General features: G+C 66.6%; 17 protein-coding genes. 4 read left to right on the forward strand and 13 right to left on the reverse strand.

Going from position 1 to position 19,608, the window contains the following annotated elements:
* Position 1 precedes the first annotated feature (1 nt).
* Together ybaK and BQ7355_RS07825 are read right to left on the reverse strand one after the other, a co-directional pair.
* Positions 2–496 carry a Cys-tRNA(Pro) deacylase gene (gene ybaK, locus BQ7355_RS07820; RefSeq protein ID WP_072415678.1) on the reverse strand — a complete coding sequence of 165 codons (495 nt, stop codon included), beginning with the start codon at positions 494–496 and terminating at the stop codon, positions 2–4.
* Positions 497–581: 85 nt separating this feature from the next.
* Positions 582–1,820 (reverse strand): coiled-coil domain-containing protein, encoded by a 1,239-nt coding sequence (locus BQ7355_RS07825; RefSeq protein ID WP_072415679.1) that lies wholly within the window; start codon positions 1,818–1,820, stop codon positions 582–584.
* A gap of 302 nt (positions 1,821–2,122) precedes the next feature.
* Between BQ7355_RS07825 and BQ7355_RS07830 the strand changes: the two genes are divergently transcribed.
* Together BQ7355_RS07830 and BQ7355_RS07835 are read left to right on the forward strand one after the other, a co-directional pair.
* Positions 2,123–2,986, forward strand: coding sequence for a tRNA threonylcarbamoyladenosine dehydratase (locus BQ7355_RS07830; protein ID WP_083581657.1), 864 nt, complete (start codon positions 2,123–2,125; stop codon positions 2,984–2,986).
* Positions 2,987–3,002: 16 nt separating this feature from the next.
* Positions 3,003–3,782 carry a TatD family hydrolase gene (locus tag BQ7355_RS07835; RefSeq protein WP_072415680.1) on the forward strand — a complete coding sequence of 260 codons (780 nt, stop codon included), beginning with the start codon at positions 3,003–3,005 and terminating at the stop codon, positions 3,780–3,782.
* A gap of 21 nt (positions 3,783–3,803) precedes the next feature.
* Here BQ7355_RS07835 and BQ7355_RS07840 read toward each other — a convergent pair whose 3' ends face one another.
* The 3 genes from BQ7355_RS07840 to BQ7355_RS07850 form a co-directional block, all read right to left on the reverse strand.
* Entirely contained in the window at positions 3,804–4,478 is a 675-nt protein-coding gene (locus BQ7355_RS07840; RefSeq protein WP_072415681.1) for an HAD family hydrolase, read from the reverse strand.
* Between the two features lie 114 nt (positions 4,479–4,592).
* Positions 4,593–6,287: a glucose-6-phosphate isomerase gene (gene pgi / locus BQ7355_RS07845; RefSeq protein ID WP_072415682.1), complete on the reverse strand. Its 1,695-nt coding sequence runs from the start codon at positions 6,285–6,287 to the stop codon at positions 4,593–4,595.
* A gap of 184 nt (positions 6,288–6,471) precedes the next feature.
* On the reverse strand, positions 6,472–8,280 hold the full coding sequence (locus BQ7355_RS07850) for an ABC-F family ATP-binding cassette domain-containing protein (RefSeq protein ID WP_072415683.1): 1,809 nt from the start codon (positions 8,278–8,280) through the stop codon (positions 6,472–6,474).
* A 334-nt stretch (positions 8,281–8,614) separates the two neighbouring features.
* On the opposite strand from BQ7355_RS07850, the gene BQ7355_RS07855 reads away from it, so the two are divergent.
* Positions 8,615–9,259, forward strand: coding sequence for a GNAT family N-acetyltransferase (locus BQ7355_RS07855; protein WP_072415684.1), 645 nt, complete (start codon positions 8,615–8,617; stop codon positions 9,257–9,259).
* 248 nt (positions 9,260–9,507) lie between these two features.
* Here the strand turns inward: BQ7355_RS07855 and pstB are convergent, their stop codons facing one another.
* The 7 genes from pstB to rpsA all read right to left on the reverse strand — a co-directional run bounded on the left by pstB (position 9,508) and on the right by rpsA (position 17,049).
* Positions 9,508–10,365 carry a phosphate ABC transporter ATP-binding protein PstB gene (gene pstB, locus BQ7355_RS07860; protein ID WP_083581709.1) on the reverse strand — a complete coding sequence of 286 codons (858 nt, stop codon included), beginning with the start codon at positions 10,363–10,365 and terminating at the stop codon, positions 9,508–9,510.
* Entirely contained in the window at positions 10,365–11,291 is a 927-nt protein-coding gene (gene pstA / locus BQ7355_RS07865; RefSeq protein WP_240307352.1) for a phosphate ABC transporter permease PstA, read from the reverse strand. Before pstA ends, pstB begins: the two co-directional genes overlap by 1 nt.
* Positions 11,284–12,192: a phosphate ABC transporter permease subunit PstC gene (gene pstC, locus BQ7355_RS07870; protein ID WP_072415685.1), complete on the reverse strand. Its 909-nt coding sequence runs from the start codon at positions 12,190–12,192 to the stop codon at positions 11,284–11,286. The genes pstA and pstC overlap by 8 nt, the downstream gene beginning before the upstream one ends.
* A 42-nt stretch (positions 12,193–12,234) precedes the next feature.
* On the reverse strand, positions 12,235–13,167 hold the full coding sequence (locus BQ7355_RS07875; RefSeq protein ID WP_072415686.1) for a phosphate ABC transporter substrate-binding protein: 933 nt from the start codon (positions 13,165–13,167) through the stop codon (positions 12,235–12,237).
* A gap of 343 nt (positions 13,168–13,510) precedes the next feature.
* The gene (locus BQ7355_RS07880) at positions 13,511–14,938 is read right to left on the reverse strand and encodes a Sapep family Mn(2+)-dependent dipeptidase (RefSeq protein ID WP_072415687.1); all 1,428 of its coding nucleotides are present in this window, start codon (positions 14,936–14,938) and stop codon (positions 13,511–13,513) included.
* Positions 14,939–14,973: 35 nt separating this feature from the next.
* On the reverse strand, positions 14,974–15,684 hold the full coding sequence (locus BQ7355_RS07885; protein ID WP_072415688.1) for an HAD family hydrolase: 711 nt from the start codon (positions 15,682–15,684) through the stop codon (positions 14,974–14,976).
* A 195-nt stretch (positions 15,685–15,879) separates the two neighbouring features.
* Complete coding sequence (rpsA, locus tag BQ7355_RS07890; protein WP_072415689.1) at positions 15,880–17,049, reverse strand: 30S ribosomal protein S1; 1,170 nt, start codon at positions 17,047–17,049, stop codon at positions 15,880–15,882.
* A gap of 298 nt (positions 17,050–17,347) precedes the next feature.
* On the opposite strand from rpsA, the gene BQ7355_RS07895 reads away from it, so the two are divergent.
* Positions 17,348–18,127 (forward strand): HAD family hydrolase, encoded by a 780-nt coding sequence (locus tag BQ7355_RS07895; RefSeq protein ID WP_072415690.1) that lies wholly within the window; start codon positions 17,348–17,350, stop codon positions 18,125–18,127.
* Between the two features lie 59 nt (positions 18,128–18,186).
* Here BQ7355_RS07895 and BQ7355_RS07900 read toward each other — a convergent pair whose 3' ends face one another.
* Complete coding sequence (locus BQ7355_RS07900) at positions 18,187–19,557, reverse strand: L-cysteine desulfidase family protein (protein ID WP_072415691.1); 1,371 nt, start codon at positions 19,555–19,557, stop codon at positions 18,187–18,189.
* Positions 19,558–19,608: the final 51 nt, after the last annotated feature.

A 19,608-nucleotide genomic window follows, 5' to 3' on the forward strand; every position in this document is an offset into this window, starting at 1 on the left:
GCTATCCCTTCCTGCAGATCGAAGCGGCGGTCGCGCCGGTGTGAGCGATAAGGTCGCGGGGCGCGATCCTCAATTGTATGCCGCGTTTGCCCCCGGAGATAAAGATGATGTCGTAGCTTAGGCAACTTTCATCGATGAGCGTCGGGAAGCGCTTCTTCATGCCCACGGGCGAGCAGCCGCCGCGAATATAACCGGTTGTTTCCAGAAGATCGCGCACGTGCAGCATCGAAAGCGACTTTAACCCCGCCACGCGCGCCGCGACCTTGAGGTCGAGCTCCTCGGCCACGGGGATACAGCAAACGACATGCTCCCCGCCAGGCGCCACGGTGACGAGCGTCTTGAAGCCCTGGCCCGGATCTTCCCCGAGCTGTTGGGACACATGGATGCCGGAAAGGTCGTTCTCGTCCACCTCGTAGGTCCTGACCTCGTAGGGGATGCGGGCGCGATCGAGCTCGCGCATCACGTTGGTCTTTGGGGTCTTGTCCTTCTTGGCCATGGGCCGAATCCTCCCTGTTACAGACGAAGGCCCCAGAACGCTAGCGTCCTGGGGCCGACTCGATCCTGTGGGTTAAGCGGCTCGCCTAGATGATGGATCCGCCGCCGAGGAAGCCGCCGATGTAGCTGAGCGTGCGATAGCCCACGCCGGCGCCGGGAATCGAGTCGATCATCGATCCGCCGCCGATGTAGATGCCCACGTGACCGCAATACCGACCGCCGGAAGAGAAGAAGACGAGGTCGCCGTATTTGAGCTGGCTCACGCTCGTGGTAAAGGTCCCGCGCGCCTTGACAGACGCCAGGTAGGACTCCGGGCTGTTGGACCAAGGACCGTAGCCAAGCGCGTAGTCAACCAGGCCGGAGCACGTGAAGTACGACGTGGACGTAGATCCGGTCCACTTGTACCCGGTGTAGCTGTAGCCGGAACCGATGACGCTCTGGGCGCGGGCGACCATAGCGTTCGCGCTGCTCGTCGGGGTATTGCTTACGTTGCCTCCGGTGCTGCCGCCGCCGGTGCTGCCGCTGTTGCCGGAATTGCTGTTTCCCGTGTTACCGGTGTTGCCGCTGTTTCCCGTGCTGCCGCTGTTACCGCTGTTTCCCGTGTTGCCGCTGTTGCCGGTGCTTCCGCTGTTGCCGCCGCCCGACTGCTGCTGGGCCTGCTGGCGCGCGGCCTCCTCCTCGGCGGCCTTGCGCGCAGCCTCCTCCTCGGCGGCGATGGCCTGCTTGAGGTCGTCGGAGAGCTGGTCGTAGTACGTCTGCGCATCATCGGCCGCGGCCTGCGCGGCGTTCATCTTGGACTCCTGCTCGCTGACGAGCTTCTCCTGCCTCTCCTTCTGCTCCTCGAGGTCGGAGCGCTTCTGCTCAAGCGACGCCATGAGCTCGCGAGCGCCGGTGATGACGTCCTGCTTGTGCTCAGCCGCCTTGTCGGCATAGTGGAGGTTGGAGATGAGGCTCGTGAAGCTACCGGAACTCAGCAAGGCGGACACGATGTTCGCGCTGCCACCGGACTTGTACTGGCTCGTCACGAGTCCGGAGAGCTCCTCCTGGAACGCGGCGAGCTGCTGCTCCTCCTGTTCGATCTCGGCAGAGGTCTGGTCGATCTGCTCGAGCGTGGCGTTGAGGTCGTTGGAGACCGTCGCGTAATCGTTGCCGGCCTGCTCGGCAGCAGCGTACAGGCTGTACAGCTTGTCCTGGGCGCTATCGAGCTGCTGCTGGATCTCGCTGGAAGAGACCGCCAGCGCGGGGGTGGGGCAAAGGCCTGCCATGAGCACGACGCTCAGGCCGAAAACGGGAATGGCGGTGCGGGTGCGTTTAGGGTGCGCCATATGTACATCTCCTCACGGTGCGCGCGCCGGGGCGCATGCGCTCGTACGGGTTTCCGCCGTTACGCCCATCCCGGGCGCACGACGCGGATGCCGCAATTCTACCAGCCTGTCCATCGTGCGCACCAGCTTTCATGGTCACTCCATACGCATGTGCAGAAGATCGATCTCGCCGCCGCCCGGCGCGAATCCAGCGGCGCCGTGCCAAAAAAGGACGTACCCTCATGGCACGATACGCTCGCCTCCCCTGGCGGGCGCCGAATGCCTGAACGTATAATGGGTCCGCACCATCGAGGAGGACCATCATGATCGACCAGACCGCCGCCGGACACGAGCCGGCACTCGAGGCCGCGCCCGAGACGCCGCCGTCCCCGGCTCCCCAGGAGAGCCCGAAATCGAAACTCGAGGTCATCTTGGGCGTCGAGGGCGTCGAGCGGCTCGACCGCGCGCGCGTGCTGGTCTTCGGCTGCGGCGGCGTGGGCTCGAACTGCATCGAGGCCCTCGCCCGCGGGGGCGTCGGCACGATCGCCGTCGTCGACCGCGATATCGTCGCGCCGAGCAACATCAACCGGCAGGCCATCGCCTACCACAGCACCGTCGGCAAGCGGAAGGTCGATGTGACCGAGGCGATGATCGCCGACATCAATCCGGGCTGCCGCGTCATAGCCGAGCACGCGTTCGTCCTCGCCGAAAACGTGGCGGAGCTCTACGCGCAGCTCGTCAGGCTGGCCGGGGGACCGTTCGACTACGTCGTCGATGCCATCGACACCGTCTCGACCAAGCTCGCCATCGCCCAGCTCTCCGAGACCGCAGGCTTCCGTCTCATCAGCTCTATGGGCGGAGCGAACAAGCTCCACCCCGAATGCCTCCGCATCGCCGACATCCACCAGACGGTCAACTGCTCGCTGTCGCGCATCATGCGGAAAGAGTGCCGTCGCCGCGGCATCCGCAAGCTTCAGGTGCTCTATTCCTGCGAGGAGCCGCTGCACATCAAGGCGCGCGAGGGGGCGGCGCGCAGCGAGCGAAGCGACCTGGGCACCGCTTCGTTCATGCCGCCCATCATGGGGCAGATGATAGCCGGCGAGGTCATCCGGCAGATCTCCGGCGTGGGCTGCGAGGCGATGCGCGCGGATGGCGCGATCATCCGTGCCCGCAAAACCAGCCGCTAGCGCGAAGGGACACGCGATGCACCGCCTGTACGACATGCATTGCCACCTGTCCGCCGCCACGTCCTGCACAGCCATCGCGAACGAGGCGGATCGGCTCGGGATAGCATTTCTCGACATGGGCGTCACCCCCGACGCAGACGAGGGGGCCAGCCGCACGACCGGGCCGCGCAACGTCGCTCGGGCCTGCGGCCTCCATCCCTGGTGGGTCGAGGCGGACGAAGACGGCCGCCGCGCCGCGAGACGCGCCGCCGAGCTCTGCGGCGGCGCTCGGCTCGTAGGCGAGGTGGGCCTCGACTTCTCCCCCGCCCGATGCCGAACCAGGCCGGCGCAAATCGCCGCGTTCGCGGACATCGTCGAAGCCTGCTCCCAGACGGACATCCCGCACCGCGTGCTCAGCCTGCATGCGGTGCGCTCGTCGGGCACGGTGCTCGACATCCTGCAGACCTACGGCATGACAGCGCGCGCAGCCTGCGTGTTCCATTGGTTTTCCGGCACCGGCGATGAGTTCGCTCGGGCGCGCGATGCAGGGTGCTTCTTTTCCGTCAACCCACGCATGCTCGAGACCAGGCGGGGCCGCGAGTTCGCCCGTCAGGCGCCCCTCGACCGCCTTTTACTGGAAACCGACCTGCCCGCCCCGCTTGAGGCGCCGGTCGCTGCGTCAGATTACGCATGCGCCCTCGAGGCCGTGCTCGACGGACTCGCCGAGATCCGCCGCGAGTCCCGCGCCGAGCTTGCCGAACGCATCGCCGCCACCAGCCGCGCGCTCATGCGGCTCGAAGAAGGCCGAAGGGCCTGACGACGGCACGCGGCAGGACGTCTATCCAGCGAACGCGCAAGCGGCGGTCAGCACATCGGGAATCTCGTCGATGACGGCATCGGCGGCATCTTGGGAGAACCCGAAGCGGTCCTCGCGCTTGGCGAAGACGGTAAGCCCCGCGCGCTTTCCCGCCGTGATGCCGGGGACCGAGTCCTCGATGCAGCAGCATGCTGAGACAGGCAGACCCAGGCACTCAACCGTATGCCGGTAGATAGCGGGATTCGGCTTGCTCTCGACGAAGTCCGCCCCGCTGACGACGACCTCGAACCGCCCCTCCAGGCCGCATGCGGCGAGCACGGCGCGAATGCTCTCGAGAGGCGAGGACGACGCAAGCGCGACGCGGACGCCGCGCGCATGCAGCTCGTCGATGGTCTCCGCGACGCCGGGGTTGAGGATGGACGGGTAGTCGCACGGGTGGAGCGCCGACCAGGCGCGGAACTCGCGCTCGGCCTCCTCGCCGGAGAGCTCGCGGCCCGCGCGCGAGAACCAGTCGACGAGGGTAGCCAGAAACACCTGATGGGACTGGCCGACCAGAGCCAGGATCTCATCGTCGCCCACGGGCAGGCCGAGCTCGTCGGCGAACTGGCGCTCCTGGTCCTGATAGAAGGCCTCGGTGTCGACGATGACGCCGTCCATATCGAAGATGACGGCGTCGAACGGGAATCGGTTGCTCATGGACGGTCTCCTACGTGTCGGGATGGCCTCCGCGTCGCGAGAAGAGCGCGGGGGACGGATGCACCGTCCCCCGCGCTCGCGCCGGCGCGCGGCCGCCTGCGGTCTGCGTGTCGCCTAGCGGCGGTTCGCCCGATAGAACTCGATGAGCGCCTTGGTGCTGGCATCCTGGTCGGCGAGCGCCTCGTCATCGTGGAACGCGGGCGTGATCTGGCGGGCGAGCTGCTTGCCGAGCTCGACGCCCCACTGATCGAACGAGTCGATGCCCCACACGGTGCCCTCGACGAAGGTGATGTGCTCGTAGAGCGCGATGAGCGCACCGAGCGCATGGGGCGTGAGGTCGATACCGAAGATGGAGGTCGACGGGCGGTTGCCGGTAAACACGCGGGCGGGGACGATCTCCTCAGGGGTGCCCTCGGCGCGCACCTCATCGGCCGTCTTGCCGAACGCAAGGGCCTTGGTCTGGGCGAGGAAGTTGCCCAAGAACAGCTCGTGGACGTCCTGGTCCCCGTCGCGGTTCGGGTTCGCGGTGTTCACGAACGCGATGAGGTCGGCGGGGATGAGACGGGTTCCCTGATGGATGAGCTGATAGAACGCATGCTGGCCGTTGGTGCCCGGCTCGCCCCAGAAGATCTCGCCCGTGGCGCAGGTCAGCGGGGAGCCATCCCAGCGGACGCCCTTGCCGTTGGACTCCATGGTGAGCTGCTGGAGATAGGCGGGGAAGCGGTGCATGTACTGGTTGTAGGGAAGCACGGCATGGCTCTCGGCGCCGAAGAAGTTGACGTACCACACGTTGATGAGACCCATCAGCGCGACGACGTTCTCCTCGAGCGGCGTGTCCTGGAAATAGGCGTCAACGTCGTGGAATCCCGCGAGGAAGTCCTCGAAGCGGTCGGGGCCGAGCGCGATGATGAGCGAGAGGCCCACGGCGGAGTCTACGGAGTAGCGACCGCCGACCCAGTTCCAGAAGCCGAAGGCGTTCTCGGGGTCGATGCCGAACTCGGCGACGAGGTCGAGTGCGGTGGAAACGGCGACGAAGTGCTTCTTGATGGCCTCGGCGCACGACTCCTCGGAGCCGTCGATGGCACCCGCGGCCTGCAGGGCGTCGAGCATCCATGCCTTGACCTCGCGGCCGTTGGTGAGGGTCTCGAGCGTGGTGAAAGTCTTGGAGACGACGATGACGAGCGTGGTCTCGGGATCGAGGCCGCGAACCTTCTCGGCCATGTCGTTGGGGTCGATGTTGGAGATGTAGCGGCAGTCGATGCCGGCGTCGGCGTAGGGCTTGAGCGCCTCGTAGACCATGACCGGGCCGAGGTCGGAGCCGCCGATGCCGATGCTCACGACGTGCTCGATCTTCTTGCCGGTGACGCCGGTCCAGGCACCGGAGCGGACGCGCTCGGCAAACGCGTACATGCGGTCGAGGGTCTCGCGGACGTCGGCGACGGTGTCCTGGCCGTCCACGATGAACTTGCCGGCGTCGCTCGCAGGGCGGCGCAGGGCCGTGTGCAGCACGGCGCGGTCCTCGGTGGTGTTGACGTGCACGCCGGAGTACATCGCGTCGCGGCGAGCCTCGAGGTCGACGGAGCGCGCGAGATCGACGAGAAGCTTCAGGGTCTCATCGGTGACGAGGTTCTTGGACAGGTCGATGTGGAACTCGCCCATATCGAAGCTCATCTTGGCGACGCGCTCGGGATCGGACGCGAACCAGGACTTGAGATCGATGCCGGCGGCGTTGAGCTCGTCATAATGCTTCTGCAGGGCGGCCCAGGCGGGAGTCGCGACGGCATCGATCGGTGCGGGAACAGCGGACATATGAAACCTCCTCGTTCACCGGGGCGCGCATCCGTGCACAGCGCCCCGTCCAAGTAGGTTCATTCTAGCCCTTTAGGGTGAGAAACGGGGGCGCATCGCCGGGATTCGGCGTCAGACGGTCCGGTGCCAGCGAAACGGCGCGGAAAACGAGAGCGAAGCGCTCAGCTCGGGAGGCGTGCGGACCCTAGCCCTCGAGCCGCTCGCTCGCCTCAAGCCACGCGAGCTCGAGCTCCTCGAGTTCCGAGCGGGCGGCGGAAATCTCGTCCTGAAGAGACGACAGCGCGGCGAAGTCCGTGGGGTCGATGTCGAACATCCCCCGCTCCAGCTCCTCGACGCGCTCGCGTCGCGCATCCATCTTGCGCTCGAGCGACGCGATCTCCTTTTTCAGACGCTGGCGCTCGGCATTGGAGAGGCCCCGCGCGGCCTCGGTCTGCGCCGGGGCGGGCGCGGCTGCCGGGGCCTGGGAGCGCGACACGGCCCCCGAGGACGATGCGGTCAGGCGCAGGTACTCATCAACCCCTCCGGGAACATGGCGCAGACGCCCGCCCAGCACCGCCCACTGCTGGTCGGTGACGCGCTCCATGAGGTAGCGATCGTGGGTGACGAGGATGAGCGTTCCCGGCCAGCCGTCGAGCAGGTCCTCGACGATGGCGAGCATGTCCGTATCGAGGTCGTTGCCGGGCTCGTCGAGGATCAGCACGTTCGGCTCGTCGAGGATCGTGAGCAACAGCGACAGGCGGCGGCGCTGCCCGCCGGACAGGTCGCCGATTCGGCTCCAGAGCTGCTGGGTGGTGAAGCCCAGGCGCTCGCAGAGCTTCTCGGGGCTCGTCTCCTTGCCGTCCACGACGTAGACGCGCTTGTAGCGCGCGAGCACTTCGCGGATCGTCTCGTCCATGTGCGGGGCGAGCTCGTCGAGCTGCTGGGACAGCACGCCGAACCGAACCGTGGCGCCGATCTTCACGCGGCCGCGCGTGGGTGCGAGCTTGCCTTGGATCACCTGCAGGAGCGTGGACTTTCCCGCACCGTTCTCTCCGAGCAGGCCGTAGCGGTCGCCCGCGCCGATGAGCCATGTCACATCGGACAGCACGGGCGCGGCAGCCCCCTCGTAGCCGGCATCGACGTCGACCACGTCGATCACCTGCTTGCCCAGGCGGCTCACAGCCAGGCGCTTCAGCTCGAGCTCGTTGCGCACGGGCGGGACGTCGGCGATGAGCTCGCGCGCCGCCTCGACGCGGAACTTGGGCTTGGTGCTGCGCGCCTGAGCACCGCGGGAGAGCCAGGCGAGCTCCTTGCGGGCCATGTTGCGGCGGCGCTCCTCGGAGGCCGCAGCCATGCGGTCGCGCTCGACGCGCTGCAAGATGTAGGCGGAGTAGCCGCCCTCGAAGGGGTCGACGCGGCCGTCGTGGACCTCCCACATCGAGGTGCACACCTCATCGAGGAACCAGCGGTCGTGTGTCACGACGAGCAGCGCGCCGGACCCGGAACCCCAGCGCTCCTTGAGATGCGCCGCGAGCCAATTGATCGTGCGCATGTCGAGATGGTTGGTGGGCTCATCGAGCATGAGGACGTCATAGGAGCCGATGAGCAGCCTCGCCAGGTCGACGCGCCGGCGCTGCCCGCCCGAAAGCTCCCCCACCGCCCCCTCCCAGGGCACGTCGGCGATGAGGCCGTCGAGGATCTGTCGGACGCGAGGCTGCGAGGCCCATTCGTACTCGGGCATGTCGCCGACGACGGCGCGGTGGACGGTCGAGGCGTCATCGAGCGCATCTTTCTGCCCGAGCAGGCCGACCGTGACGTCCCGTCTGCGGGTGACGCGTCCGCCGTCGGGCTCTATGGCGCCGGCGAGCACCGAGAGCAGCGTCGATTTGCCGTCGCCGTTCCTGCCGACGATGCCGATCCGGTCCCCCTCGTTCACGCCGAGGGTGACGGAATCGAAGATATGCTTGGTGGGAAACTCGAGCCCCACCGAATCGCATCCCAGAAGGATCGCCATATACCGTGCTCCTCATCCGATCAGGTTGCATCAGCCCTCCATCCTAGCACGCGCCGTTCCTCGAGGGCGTCGAGGCCGATCGAGAACCCGCCCCTTCCTGCTGCTCGGATCTCAATTTGGGGACAGGCACCGAATTGAGGGCCGGGCACGGCGACGCGAACAAGAGGCCGTGCCTTGAAAATCCTGTGGACAGGATCGGATCGGCAGCCGCCCGCGCACCGCGGACATGCGGCCGGCGGACGACCCCTGTCGGAGCGCAGGGGCGCATGGTACACATAGGGACGAACCGGCATCGGGGACCCGATGCAAGCACGCAATGACAAGGAGCAGGACCATGACACCCGACGGCATCTCGATCCGCGCGGTCGAGCTGGACGACCTCGACGCCATCGCAGAGATCTACAGCACCCTGTGGTGCAACACGCTTCGCAACCGCGGCGACCTCGAAGACGCGAAGCTCGCCTCCCGTTTCAACATCGCCATGCAGCTCGAGCGCTCCCCCATCGCCCTCGTGGCCGAATCCGGGGCGGGCATCGTCGCCGCCTGCTGCGTCGGCATCTTCGATTCGGGGAGCCCTCGTCAGAACGACGCATGGGAGCCGACCTACCGAGACCTGCTGGGGCGGGCGACCGTGCGCGCTGAGCAAGGTGACGCCAAGCTCGAGGGCTCGCTGTTCGGGGACAGCCGCGAGAAGGTGACCGCCGACCAGTTCGCCGCGTCGGGCAACGAGTACGCCCAGGGCCAGATCAACCTCATCATCATCCGGCCCGATTGGCAGGGCCGGGGCCTCGGCCGCACGCTCATCGAGCGGGCGCGGGCGGAGCTGCGCGCACAGGGGTGCACGAAGTTCTTCCTCATGACCGACAACCAGAGCGACTATGCGTTCTACGATCATCTCGGCATGGTCCGCATCGCCGAGGACCACAGCCAGGACACCGGCGACGGCTTCATCGTCTACATGTACGGCGACGAGGCCTAGCCACCGCGCGCGGAGACGCGTCGCGGAAGCCCGCCGAAGCCAAGGGCGGCGCGGCCGCTGCATCGAAGCCGCGCCGACCCGCCGCCGAGGCACGAATCGCCGGCCCGCGCCTTCGCCGCCCGGGCAGCGGCCCCATATTGACGTGAAGCGAGCGGCGACCCGCCAATCTCGGGTCGCCGCTCGCTTCGTATAGGCCGCACCGAGAAGCCGCATCGAGGCTACGCAGCGGGCTTGCAGGGACGTTGCGACTAGGAGAACATCCCCGTGAGGTAATCGTTCAGGCGCGCATCGTTCGGGCGCTGGAAGATCTGGTCCGTCTCCCCGTACTCGACCATGTCGCCCATGTAGAAGAACGCGGTGCGGTTGGAGACGCGGGCCGCCTGCTCCATGTTGTGCGTGACGATCACGATGGCCCGCTCCTGCGCGATCTGGTTCATGAGGTCCTCGATCGCGAGCGTGGAGATGGGATCGAGCGCCGAGCAGGGCTCGTCGAACAAGATGACGTCGGGATTCAGCGCCAGCGTGCGGGCGATGCACAGGCGCTGCTGCTGGCCGCCCGAGAGCGCGTAGGCGCTCTCGTCCAGCTTGTCCTTCACCTCGTCCCACAGGGCCGCTCCGCGGAGGGACTCCTCGACGAGGCGGTCGAGCGCGGCGCGGTCGGTGAGCCCGTGCCGCTTCGGCGCGAACGTGATGTTCTCCCGAATCGACTTGCGGAACGGGTTGGGCTGCTGAAAGACCATACCGATCGACTTGCGCAGCTCGTAGAGGTTCTCGCGGCGCGTGTTGATGTCGTGGTCGCGGTAGACGATCTGCCCTTCGACCCGGCAGCCGCGAATCTCGCGGTTCATGAGGTTGAGGCTGCGCAGGAAGGTGGATTTGCCGCATCCGGACGGCCCGATGAGCGCCGTGATCTCGCCCTTGTGGAACGCGAGGCTCGTGTCGTGCAGCGCATGGTGGTCGCCGTAGTACACGTTGACGTCACGCGTCTCGAGCACGACCTCGTCGGAAATGGCGACGCCGCTGATGTGTGCGGGACGCGCCTCGCACACGGCTTCGGAAAACGCCTGGGAATCCGAGCCGACCGTGGTGGTATTGTTCTCGTTCATCATTCGGCAGTCATCCTTTTGGCGATCGCCTTGCCCGCGACGCGGGAGAGCACGTTGAACAGAAGCACGCAGATCATGAGCAGCGCAGCGGTTCCCCACACGATGCTCTGGGCCTCTGGGCTTCCCTCGCCGTAGATCTTGTAAATGTGGACGGCGAGCGATTCGCCCGGCCTGAAGATGTTCCAGGCGCACGTGGGGCTCGCGAAGTTCAAGGAGAGGAAGTTCAGGCGCGCCGGCGAGCTCATGCCGCTCGTGAAGAGCAGGGCGGCCGCCTCGCCGAACACGCGGCCCGCGGAGAGGACCACGCCCGTGACGATCGCGGGCATCGCGGCGGGGATGAGCACGTGGACTGTCGTCTCCCACCGGGTGAGGCCCATCGCGAGGCAGGCGTCGCGCTGCGAAGAGGGGACGTCTTCGAGCGCCTGCTGGATGACGCGGACCAGAATGGGGATGTTGAACATCGTGAGCGCGATGGCGCCCGAGATGAGCGAGTAGCCCCATCCGAAGTTCACAGAGAACATCAGGAACCCGAACATGCCGACCACGATGGAGGGAAGCGATGAGAGCGTCTCGATAGCGGTCGACGCGATGCGCGTCACCGGTCCGTCGGGGGCGTACTCGACCAGGTAGACGGCACCGCCGAGACTGATGGGCACCGAAATCACCAACGTGATGACCAGAAGGTAGAAAGAATCGAACAGCTGGTAGGCGACGCCTCCCGCCGTACCATTCGAACGGGCAGCCTCGGTGAGAAAGCCCGGCTTGACGAGCTGGCCGACACCCTGGAACAGGATGTAGGCGACCATCGACACGACGATCAGCATGACGACGCCGACGATCGCGGCGAGCACCGCGGTCGCGATGCGGTCTGCGCGCATCGAGCGGCGGATGCGGGCGGCCTGCGCCCCATCGTTTTTGTCAGCCACGGGACTTCGCCCCCTTATGTCCGATGAGATGGATGATCATGATGAAGACGAGGGACATGCCCATGAGCAGCAGGCCCAACGACCACAGCGCATCGTTTTGGACGGAACCCGTCGCATAGACGGCCATGCTCGTCGTCAGCGTCGTGGTGATGGTCGAAGCCGAGCTGATGAGGGAGGTCGGCATGGCCTCGATGCCGCCGATGACCATGCGGACGGCAAGCGTCTCGCCGAACGCGCGGGTCATGCCCAAGATCACCGCGGTCATGAGCGAGGGGGTCGCGCTGCGCAGCACGACGTGCCAGATGGTCTGCCAGCGGGTGTACCCGAGCGCGAGCGAACCCTGGCGGTAGCTGTCCGGCACGGCGCGCAGGGCATCGATCGAAAGCGTCGTGACGGTGGGAAGGATCATCACGGCGAGCACGATGGATCCAGGAAGGATGCCGAGGCCCACGTCCACGTTAAATATCGCGCGCACGGCACCGACGATGACGTGGAAGCCGATGAGGCCGAACACGACGGAGGGAATGCCGACCAGCAGCTCGATGAGCGGCTGGAACACCCGACGCCCGAACTTGGGCGCGATCTCGACGGTGAAGATCGCCGATCCGAGCGCCACCGGAAGCGCCAGCACGGTCGAAAGCACCGTTACCGAGAACGAGGTCACGATGAGGGGGAGGGCTCCCGTCGCGGGAAGCCCGTCAGGGCCCGTCGACGCGAGGTTCCATTTCGTGCCGGTGAAAAATCCGGCTACATCCACTCCGTCCTTGATGAAGGTCGTGAGGCCGCGCTGGGCCACCATGAAGATGAGCGCCAACACGACGAGCGTCACGAGCGCGACGCACGCGCCCGTGACGCCCAGACCGACCCTCTCAAGGTTGCGCTTCGGCATGATTTTCGCCATGACGCACCTTTCTGAGACTCGCGGACACCCGCGAGGTCCGTGTTACTTGCTGGTGACGTTGCCCTCGGCGTCCTTGGTGACCTTCATCTCGGAGACGGGGATGAAGCCCTGCTCCTCGACGAGGGAGCCCTGGACGTCCTCGGAGAGCATGTACTCGAGGAACGCGACGGTGGCCTCGTCGGCATCCTTGGCGCAGTACATGTGCTCGGTAGCCCAGATGGGGAACGAGTCGTCGAGCACGTTGTCGCTCTTCGGCTCCACGCCGCCGACCTTGATGGCGGTGAACTTGGCGTCGTCGAAGTGGGAGAAGTCGAGGTAGGAGATGGCGTTGTCGGTGCCGCCGAGCTGAGTCTGGACGTCACCGGACTTGTCGAGCTCGGCGTCGCCGGCGAACTCGGGGACATCGGCGCCGAAGACGGCGGCCTCGAAGGTGGCACGGGTGCCGGAGCCGGCCTTGCGGTTGAGGACGACGATCTTGGCGTCCTCGCCGCCGACCTCGGACCAGTTGGCGATCTCGCCGGAGAAGATGCCGGCGAGCTGCTCGAGGGTCAGGTCGTCGACGGTGACGTTCTTGGAGACGACCGGGCCCATGCCCACGACGGCGACCTCATGGTCGACGAGCTTCTCGGCGTCGGCGGCCTCGAGCTTCTCCTCCGCGAAGACGTCGGAGTTGCCGATGGTCACGGTGCCGGAGGCGACGGCGGTGAGGCCGGTGCCGGAGCCGTTGCCGGAGCCGGAGATGGAGCAGTCGGGGTTCTCGGCCATGAACTGCTCGGCGGCAGCCTCGACGAGGGCCTGGAAGGAAGAGGCGCCGTCGTAGGTGACCGTACCGGTGATCTTCTTGGCCTCAGCGGCGCTGCCCGCAGCGGTGGCGGCATCGTTGCTGCCACAGCCGGCGAGACCGAGGCCCGCGAACGTGGCGACGCTACCGGCAAGACCGAGGAACTGGCGACGAGAGCAAGCGTTATCGAACATGATTCTCCTTTCGCGGACGCATGTCCGCCCTGAGATGCTAGGCAGGCCGGTTCTGTCCTGCCCGCGTGTCGATATGCACTCTATCGCGCGCTCACCGGGCGATTTTGCTCGTTCGCGTGTTATTACGCATGCCTGACGCATGCTTACGGTGGGCTGCTTTCAGCCTTACGGATTGTTTACAGTGCCCGCGAAACATCGGGAGCCCGCAAGGAAGTGAGGGGCCTGACCCGGCTCAATCGCGGAATCAGGCCCCTTCGCAAGACGACACGGCAGCCATCGGGCGCACGTGCTCAAGACGTGCGCCCGATGGCTCGATGTTCGAAGTCTTGTCGCGTCCGGCTCCCTAGAGCTCAACGTCCTGCAGGCGCAGGATGGAGAGGATGTACATCTTGAGCGCATCGCGCAGCAGCTCCTCGCTCGCCGCCTCGTTGGGGCCATGCATGGTGCCCGCCCACGCGGGCAGCAGCAGGCTGTTGTCCTCGGGACCGAAGGAGACGGCGCTCTTGAAGTTGCGCGCATAGGTGCCGCCGCCCATGGAAAACGGCTCGGCGGGCTTTCCCGTCACCTCGCGGTAGACGGAAAGCAGCGTCTGGACGGCAGGGCTGTCCGCCGAGACGGAGAAGGGCGGCTTGGCGCGCGTGGACTCGAAACCGCATCCGAACTCGTCGGCAAGCGACCGGCAGCGCGCTTCGAGCGCGTCGGCATCGATGGCATCGGGGAAGCGCACGTCGATGGTCTGGCGAATCCGGCCGCGTGCGACCTCGACGGTTCCCGCGTTGCAGGTCAGCGGCCCGAACGCCGGACTTGCGCACGCGATGCCGATGCCCGTGCCGTCGGAGCCGGCATGTACGCGGCTCAGCAGGTCGATGAAGGAGGCCTCGGCCGGGTCGAACGACTCGGGCAGGGCCGCGATGACCTCGCGCAGATAATCGACGACGAGCGCGATGGCGTTGACCGTGCCCTCGGGAAGCGATGCGTGCCCGCCGACACCTTGCGCGAAGATGCGGACGGCCCCTTCATCCATCGCCTCGACGGTCAAGCGGTCCGCATGGGCCTGCGGCTCGGGCAGCTCGGAGACGGGCACATCGAGCACGCAGACCGATTCGCTCGGAATGGCGTTGGTCGCCTCGGCGCCGCTCCAGCTGCGGATCGCCCCGTGCGCGACGGGGGCGCTCGCGAAGGTACCGCCGAAGCAGCCCTTCTCGGCATTGCAGACGGGAAACTCCGCATCCGGGGTGAACAGGAACGCAGGGTCCTCATGGGAGTCGAGATAGTGGTGGACGTCGGTCATACCCACCTCTTCATCGCAGCCCAGAAGCGCACGGAAGGTGTAGCGCGGCGTGATCCCGCGCTTGATGAGATAGGCGCCGGCATAGAGGGAGAGCACAGCCGGACCCTTATCGTCAATGACGCCGCGACCGAGCAGCCAGCCTTCCCGGCACTCCATGCGGAAGGGATCGGTGGCCCAACCGGGGCCCGCGGGCACGACGTCCACGTGCGCGATGGTCGCCACCTGGGCAGCCTGTGCGCCCGGGACATCGGCCATGCCCACATAGCCGTCATCATCCGCCGTGCGGTAGCCGAGACGCTTGGCCACGGCGAGCGCACGGTCGAGCGCCTCGCGCACCGGACGGCCGAACGGGGCGCCCGCCTCGGCAGCGGAGGCGTCGGCGATCGAGGGGACCTCGACCAGACGGGCTATATCAGCGACGACGTCCTCCCAGACCTCGTCGACGTAGGACTCGACGTCACGGACGAGCTTGTTATCCATATCAGTGCTCCTAACTGGACCATAGGTCGTATCGTTTACGCATCTTGAAGGCTTTGCGGCAGCTCCACGCCGAGTGCGGCAGCGACCTCACGGAAATCCCGGCAGACGATGTCCGCACCGGCGGACTCGTGCTCACCAGCCGGCGCCGCGCCGGTATACACGGCGATGCAGGGAAGTCCGATCTCGTGAGCCCCCTCGACGTCGTGCCGGCGATCCCCCACCATCACGGCCTCCGCGCGATCGGCGCCGAGCTGAGCGAGCGCATCGCGTATACAGTCGGCCTTGGTGTCGCGGCCCGGTTCGAGCCTGCCGACGATGACCTCGAACGGTGGCAGGTCGAGGCTCCGAATCATCTCGCGAGCTGGGCCCTCGAGGCGCGAGGTGGCGACGCCCAGTCGCGTTCCGCGGTCCGAGAGAGCCCGCAGCAGCTCACGGACGCCCGGCATCGCAGGATAGTCATCGGCCGTCACCTCCGCCTCGAACCGCGCACGGTACTCATGCGTGATCTCGATCGCGGTCTCGCGCGGAACATGGCAGAGGTCGGCGAAGCCGTCGAACAGGGGCGGACCGATGAGCGCATGCAGGTCGCCGAGGGCGTCGACGTCGTAGCCGCGCGCTTCGAGCGTCTCGCGCGCCATGCGGATGATAGCCTTGCTGGTATCGGCGATCGTGCCGTCGAAATCGAACAGAACCACCGGCTTGCGCTCGAGTCCGAGCGCGCGGGCGCGCTCGCGAACTGCGTCCATAGGCCCATCTCCTTACACTATGCGTCAGCTAACGCACCGAACGATACCAGAAAGCGGCGCCCGAACGCGATGCCGCGGCGGACGCGGGCGACGCGCCGCGCCCGCCCGCGCCATGAGCGAGGCATCCTTCGAGGCGCAAGAAAAAAGGTCCCCCGGGCGAACCCGAGGGACCTTGTCGAACATGAAGCTCAGACGCTACTCGGCGTCAGAGGCGTCGTCGTCCTTCTTCTCAGAAGGAAGCGGGGTGACCTCGATCTCGATGCCGAGAGTCTCGGCAGCGGACTTCATGGACAGGGAGATGCGACGACGGTCGAGGTCGATCTCCATGACCTTGACCTGGACCTTCTCGCCCACGCGGGTGACCTGGGAAGGCTGGTCGACGTGCTTGTTGGCCATCTCGGAGATGTGCACGAGACCCTCGATGCCCTCGCCGAGGTCGACGAACGCGCCGAACGGGACGAGCTTGGTGACGGTGCCCTCAACGATGGCGCCGACCGGGTACTTCTTGACGAGAGCGCGCCAAGGATCCTCGGTGGTCTGCTTGAGGCCGAGGGAGATGCGCTCGCGGTTCAGATCGACGTCGAGAACCTCGACCTCGACCTCCTGGCCGACCTTGACGACCTCGGAGGGGTGGTTGACGTGGTTCCAGGAGAGCTCGGAGATGTGGATGAGGCCGTCGATGCCGCCCAGATCCACGAAGGCGCCGAAGTCCACGATGGAGGAAACGGTGCCCTTGAGACGCATGCCGCTCTTGAGCTTGGAGAGGATCTCGGAGCGCTCGGCCTTGCGGGACTCCTCGAGCACGACGCGGCGGGACAGCACGACGTTGTTGCGGTTGCGGTCCATCTCGATGACGCGAGCCTCGATGGAGGTGTGCAGGTAGGAGGTGAGGTCCTTCACGCGGCGAAGGTCAACGAGGGAGGCGGGCAGGAAGCCGCGCAGGCCGATGTCGAGGATGAGACCGCCCTTGACGACCTCGATGACCTCGCCCTCGACGTTCTCGCCGGCGTTGAACTTCTCCTCGATGCGGTTCCAGGCGCGCTCGTACTCGGCACGCTTCTTGGAGAGCACGAGACGGCCGTCCTTGTCCTCCTTCTGGAGCACGAGAGCCTCGATGGGATCGCCCAGGGCGACGATGTCTGCAGGGTTGGCATCCTTGCGGATGGAGAGCTCGCGGACGGGGATGACGCCCTCGGACTTGAATCCGATGTCCACGAGAACCTCGTCATGCTCGATCTTAACGACGGTGCCGTTAACCAGATCGCCCTCGTCGAAATCGGTGATAGTGCCGTCGATGAGGCTGTTCATCTCCTCCTCGTTGACATCGTCGAGGGAGAAAATGGACGAGTTCTGAATCTCACTCAAAGGTGGACCCCTTTCGAACTACGGGGCCCCGATTGCTAGGACCTGCAGATTGCGCAACCGAGCGGACTCGGACCGCGCGCACGTTTGGAACTTCTCGGGAGCCGACAGATACGGATGTGATGCGGATGCATTCACGTTTGTCTACATTACGTGGAAACGGGCACGTTTTCAAGGTTGAAGATTGTTTTTTAGGCAAGCGTCACAAACCCGGCGAGACCGTGCGCGCACGCGCGCCCCGACGCTATACAATGTGCTCCACCAATCGCTAGGCGACCGCGCCGAGAAGAAAGGCGACCCGATGCTCAAAGCCGTGGTGTTCGACATGGACGACACCCTCCTCCACCTCAACCTGAGCGCGTTCATCGCGGTCTTCGCGAAAGAGGAGGCGACGATCCTGTCGCAGATCGCCCGGCGCAACATGCTGTCGACGTTCGCGCAGTTCAGCGGCGCCCTCTTCGAGCTCAATGCGAACGAGCGCGACGACGACCTCACCAACATGCAGTTCTTCCGCAACCAGATCGAGCGCCGCTGCGGCGTGCCCCTCGACGACCCCGTCGTCGCCGAGGCCTTCGAGTTCTACGAGCGCGAGGTGCTTCCCACGCGCAACGACTCGATCATCCGCGCCCGGCCCCGCACCGGCTCCCACGCCATTATCGAGCAGGTCGTCTCGCACGGGCTCCGCACCGCGCTGCTCACCAACCCGAGCTTCAGCCGCGCCTGCATCGAGTGCCGCATGGGCTGGGGCGATATGCTCGACATGCCGTTCGAGCTCGTGACGAGCATGGAGAACTCGACCCGCTGCAAACCTGACGCCAGGTACTACCTCGAGAGCCTCGAGGCGCTCGGGCTCGCGCCGGAGGAGGTCCTCATGGTGGGCAACGACCCGAAGCGCGATTTCCCCTCCCCTGACTGCGGCATCCAGACCGCCTACGTGGGCGCAGGCCAGGCCGCCCGCGCCACCTGGTCGGGGACGCTCCAGGAGCTCGCGGACGGATTCGACGAGGTCGTCGATTTGTTCTACGCCCGGCAGGAGGCCGAAGCGGCCAGAAGGTCAGCCGACGCGCAACCCGCCGGCTGACCTCTTCGAAAGCGAAAGGGACCGAACGGCTCTTCCGCGCCGCACGGACGGAAGAAGGGCTAGCAGGCCTCTACGTCGGTCTTGCCGATCATGATGTTCAAGATCTCCACGTCCGTGTCCTTCATGCCGACGCGGCCGACATAGCCCATGCTCGCGATGGTGTCCTCGACCGTCTCCTGCACCAGGCCCTCGCCGGCGCGGAACCCGCGCCCGGCCATGGCCATGTCGTGGCCCAGGATCGCGGCATCCACGGCGGCGGAGATCTTCGCGGCACAGCTCGCCTTCGCGCCGTCGCACACGATGCCGCCCACGTTGCCGAGCGTGTTGACGACAGTCGCCCCGATCTGCTCGCGAGACCCACCGCTCATCCAGGTGATGGCCGCGCCCGCCCCGCAGGCGGCGCAGACCACGCCGCAGAAGGCCGAGAGCGCGCCGATGTAGCTCTTCGTATGGATGGCGACGAGGTCGGCGAGCGCGACGGCGCGCAGCAGGCGCTCGCGGTCGGCCCCGAGCGCCTCGGCGTAGGTGATGACCGGCAGCGCGCACGTGATGCCCTGGTTGCCCGATCCGCACACGATCACGACGGGCAGCGCGCAGCCGCTCATGCGGGCATCCGAGCCGGCGGCGGCTCGGGCGCGGGCGCGGCAGGCGATGTCGCCGCCGCGGGTCGCGAGCAGCGTGCGGCCGACCTCGGCTCCCCAGGGGTTGGCGAGCCCCTCGTCGGAGATGGCCCGGTTGAGCTCGACCTGCCGCTCGAGCGACGGGGCTGCGGCCGATATGTCCCCATGCTCGACGAAATCGAGAATCGTCTCGAGGGAGAGGCCGGGGCGGCCCGCCGCCTGCTGCGGCTCCGTCGGGGGGACCTGGGCGAGGGCGCAGGTGCCCGAGCAGGTGTCCTGAACCGATCCGGTGCGGGCCGCCGGGCACATGCTGGCCACCGCGACCCCGTCGCGCGTGCAGCGGACGACGTTGGTGTGGTGCTCGGAGATCGCCACCTCCGCGACATGGCCGAGCGCCTCGGCGCGCACCTCGATGTAAAGGTTGGGGACTGCCTCCACCAGGGACACCGCGCAGTATCCGTCGACGGCGAGCAGCTCGCGCGCGCGGGCGACGTCCGCATCGGTGACGCCCTCGAGCACCTCCAGCGCGCCCGCCGCGTCGCCGCCGATCGCTCCGAGCACCGCCGCGGACTCGACGCCGCGCATGCCCTGCGAGTTGGGAACCGTCACGCTCTTGACGTTCTTGATGATGTTGCCCGAGCAGCCGACCTCCATGTGCTCGGGCTCGCACCCGAGCACGCGCCGCGCGAGCGCGGCGGCGTATGCGACGGCGATGGGCTCGGTGCAGCCCAGCGCGCAGATCAGCTCATGCTCGAGCAGATCGCACAGCTCCTGATCGGTCACGGTTGGGGACGCAGCGTTCTCGGCCACGATGAACCTCCGGGTGTCTCGCTTCAGTACTCGAAAGCCCATTGTAGACAA

Origin of the sequence: Collinsella phocaeensis (assembly GCF_900119895.1) — a bacterium.
GTDB classification, from domain to species: Bacteria; Actinomycetota; Coriobacteriia; order Coriobacteriales; family Coriobacteriaceae; genus Collinsella; species Collinsella phocaeensis.

Bases quoted from the DNA above. Each gene is read 5' to 3' on its own strand.
- BQ7355_RS07830 (WP_083581657.1), top strand. From the start codon at position 2,123: ATGATCGACCAGACCGCCGCCGGACACGAGCCGGCACTCGAGGCCGCG.
- BQ7355_RS07835 (WP_072415680.1), top strand. From the start codon at position 3,003: ATGCACCGCCTGTACGACATGCATTGCCACCTGTCCGCCGCCACGTCC.
- pgi (WP_072415682.1), bottom strand. From the start codon at position 6,287: ATGTCCGCTGTTCCCGCACCGATCGATGCCGTCGCGACTCCCGCCTGG.
- ybaK (WP_072415678.1), bottom strand. From the start codon at position 496: ATGGCCAAGAAGGACAAGACCCCAAAGACCAACGTGATGCGCGAGCTC.
- BQ7355_RS07825 (WP_072415679.1), bottom strand. From the start codon at position 1,820: ATGGCGCACCCTAAACGCACCCGCACCGCCATTCCCGTTTTCGGCCTG.
- pstC (WP_072415685.1), bottom strand. From the start codon at position 12,192: ATGGCGAAAATCATGCCGAAGCGCAACCTTGAGAGGGTCGGTCTGGGC.
- pstB (WP_083581709.1), bottom strand. From the start codon at position 10,365: ATGAACGAGAACAATACCACCACGGTCGGCTCGGATTCCCAGGCGTTT.
- BQ7355_RS07885 (WP_072415688.1), bottom strand. From the start codon at position 15,684: ATGGACGCAGTTCGCGAGCGCGCCCGCGCGCTCGGACTCGAGCGCAAG.
- BQ7355_RS07880 (WP_072415687.1), bottom strand. From the start codon at position 14,938: ATGGATAACAAGCTCGTCCGTGACGTCGAGTCCTACGTCGACGAGGTC.
- BQ7355_RS07855 (WP_072415684.1), top strand. From the start codon at position 8,615: ATGACACCCGACGGCATCTCGATCCGCGCGGTCGAGCTGGACGACCTC.
- BQ7355_RS07850 (WP_072415683.1), bottom strand. From the start codon at position 8,280: ATGGCGATCCTTCTGGGATGCGATTCGGTGGGGCTCGAGTTTCCCACC.
- BQ7355_RS07840 (WP_072415681.1), bottom strand. From the start codon at position 4,478: ATGAGCAACCGATTCCCGTTCGACGCCGTCATCTTCGATATGGACGGC.
- BQ7355_RS07895 (WP_072415690.1), top strand. From the start codon at position 17,348: ATGCTCAAAGCCGTGGTGTTCGACATGGACGACACCCTCCTCCACCTC.
- BQ7355_RS07875 (WP_072415686.1), bottom strand. From the start codon at position 13,167: ATGTTCGATAACGCTTGCTCTCGTCGCCAGTTCCTCGGTCTTGCCGGT.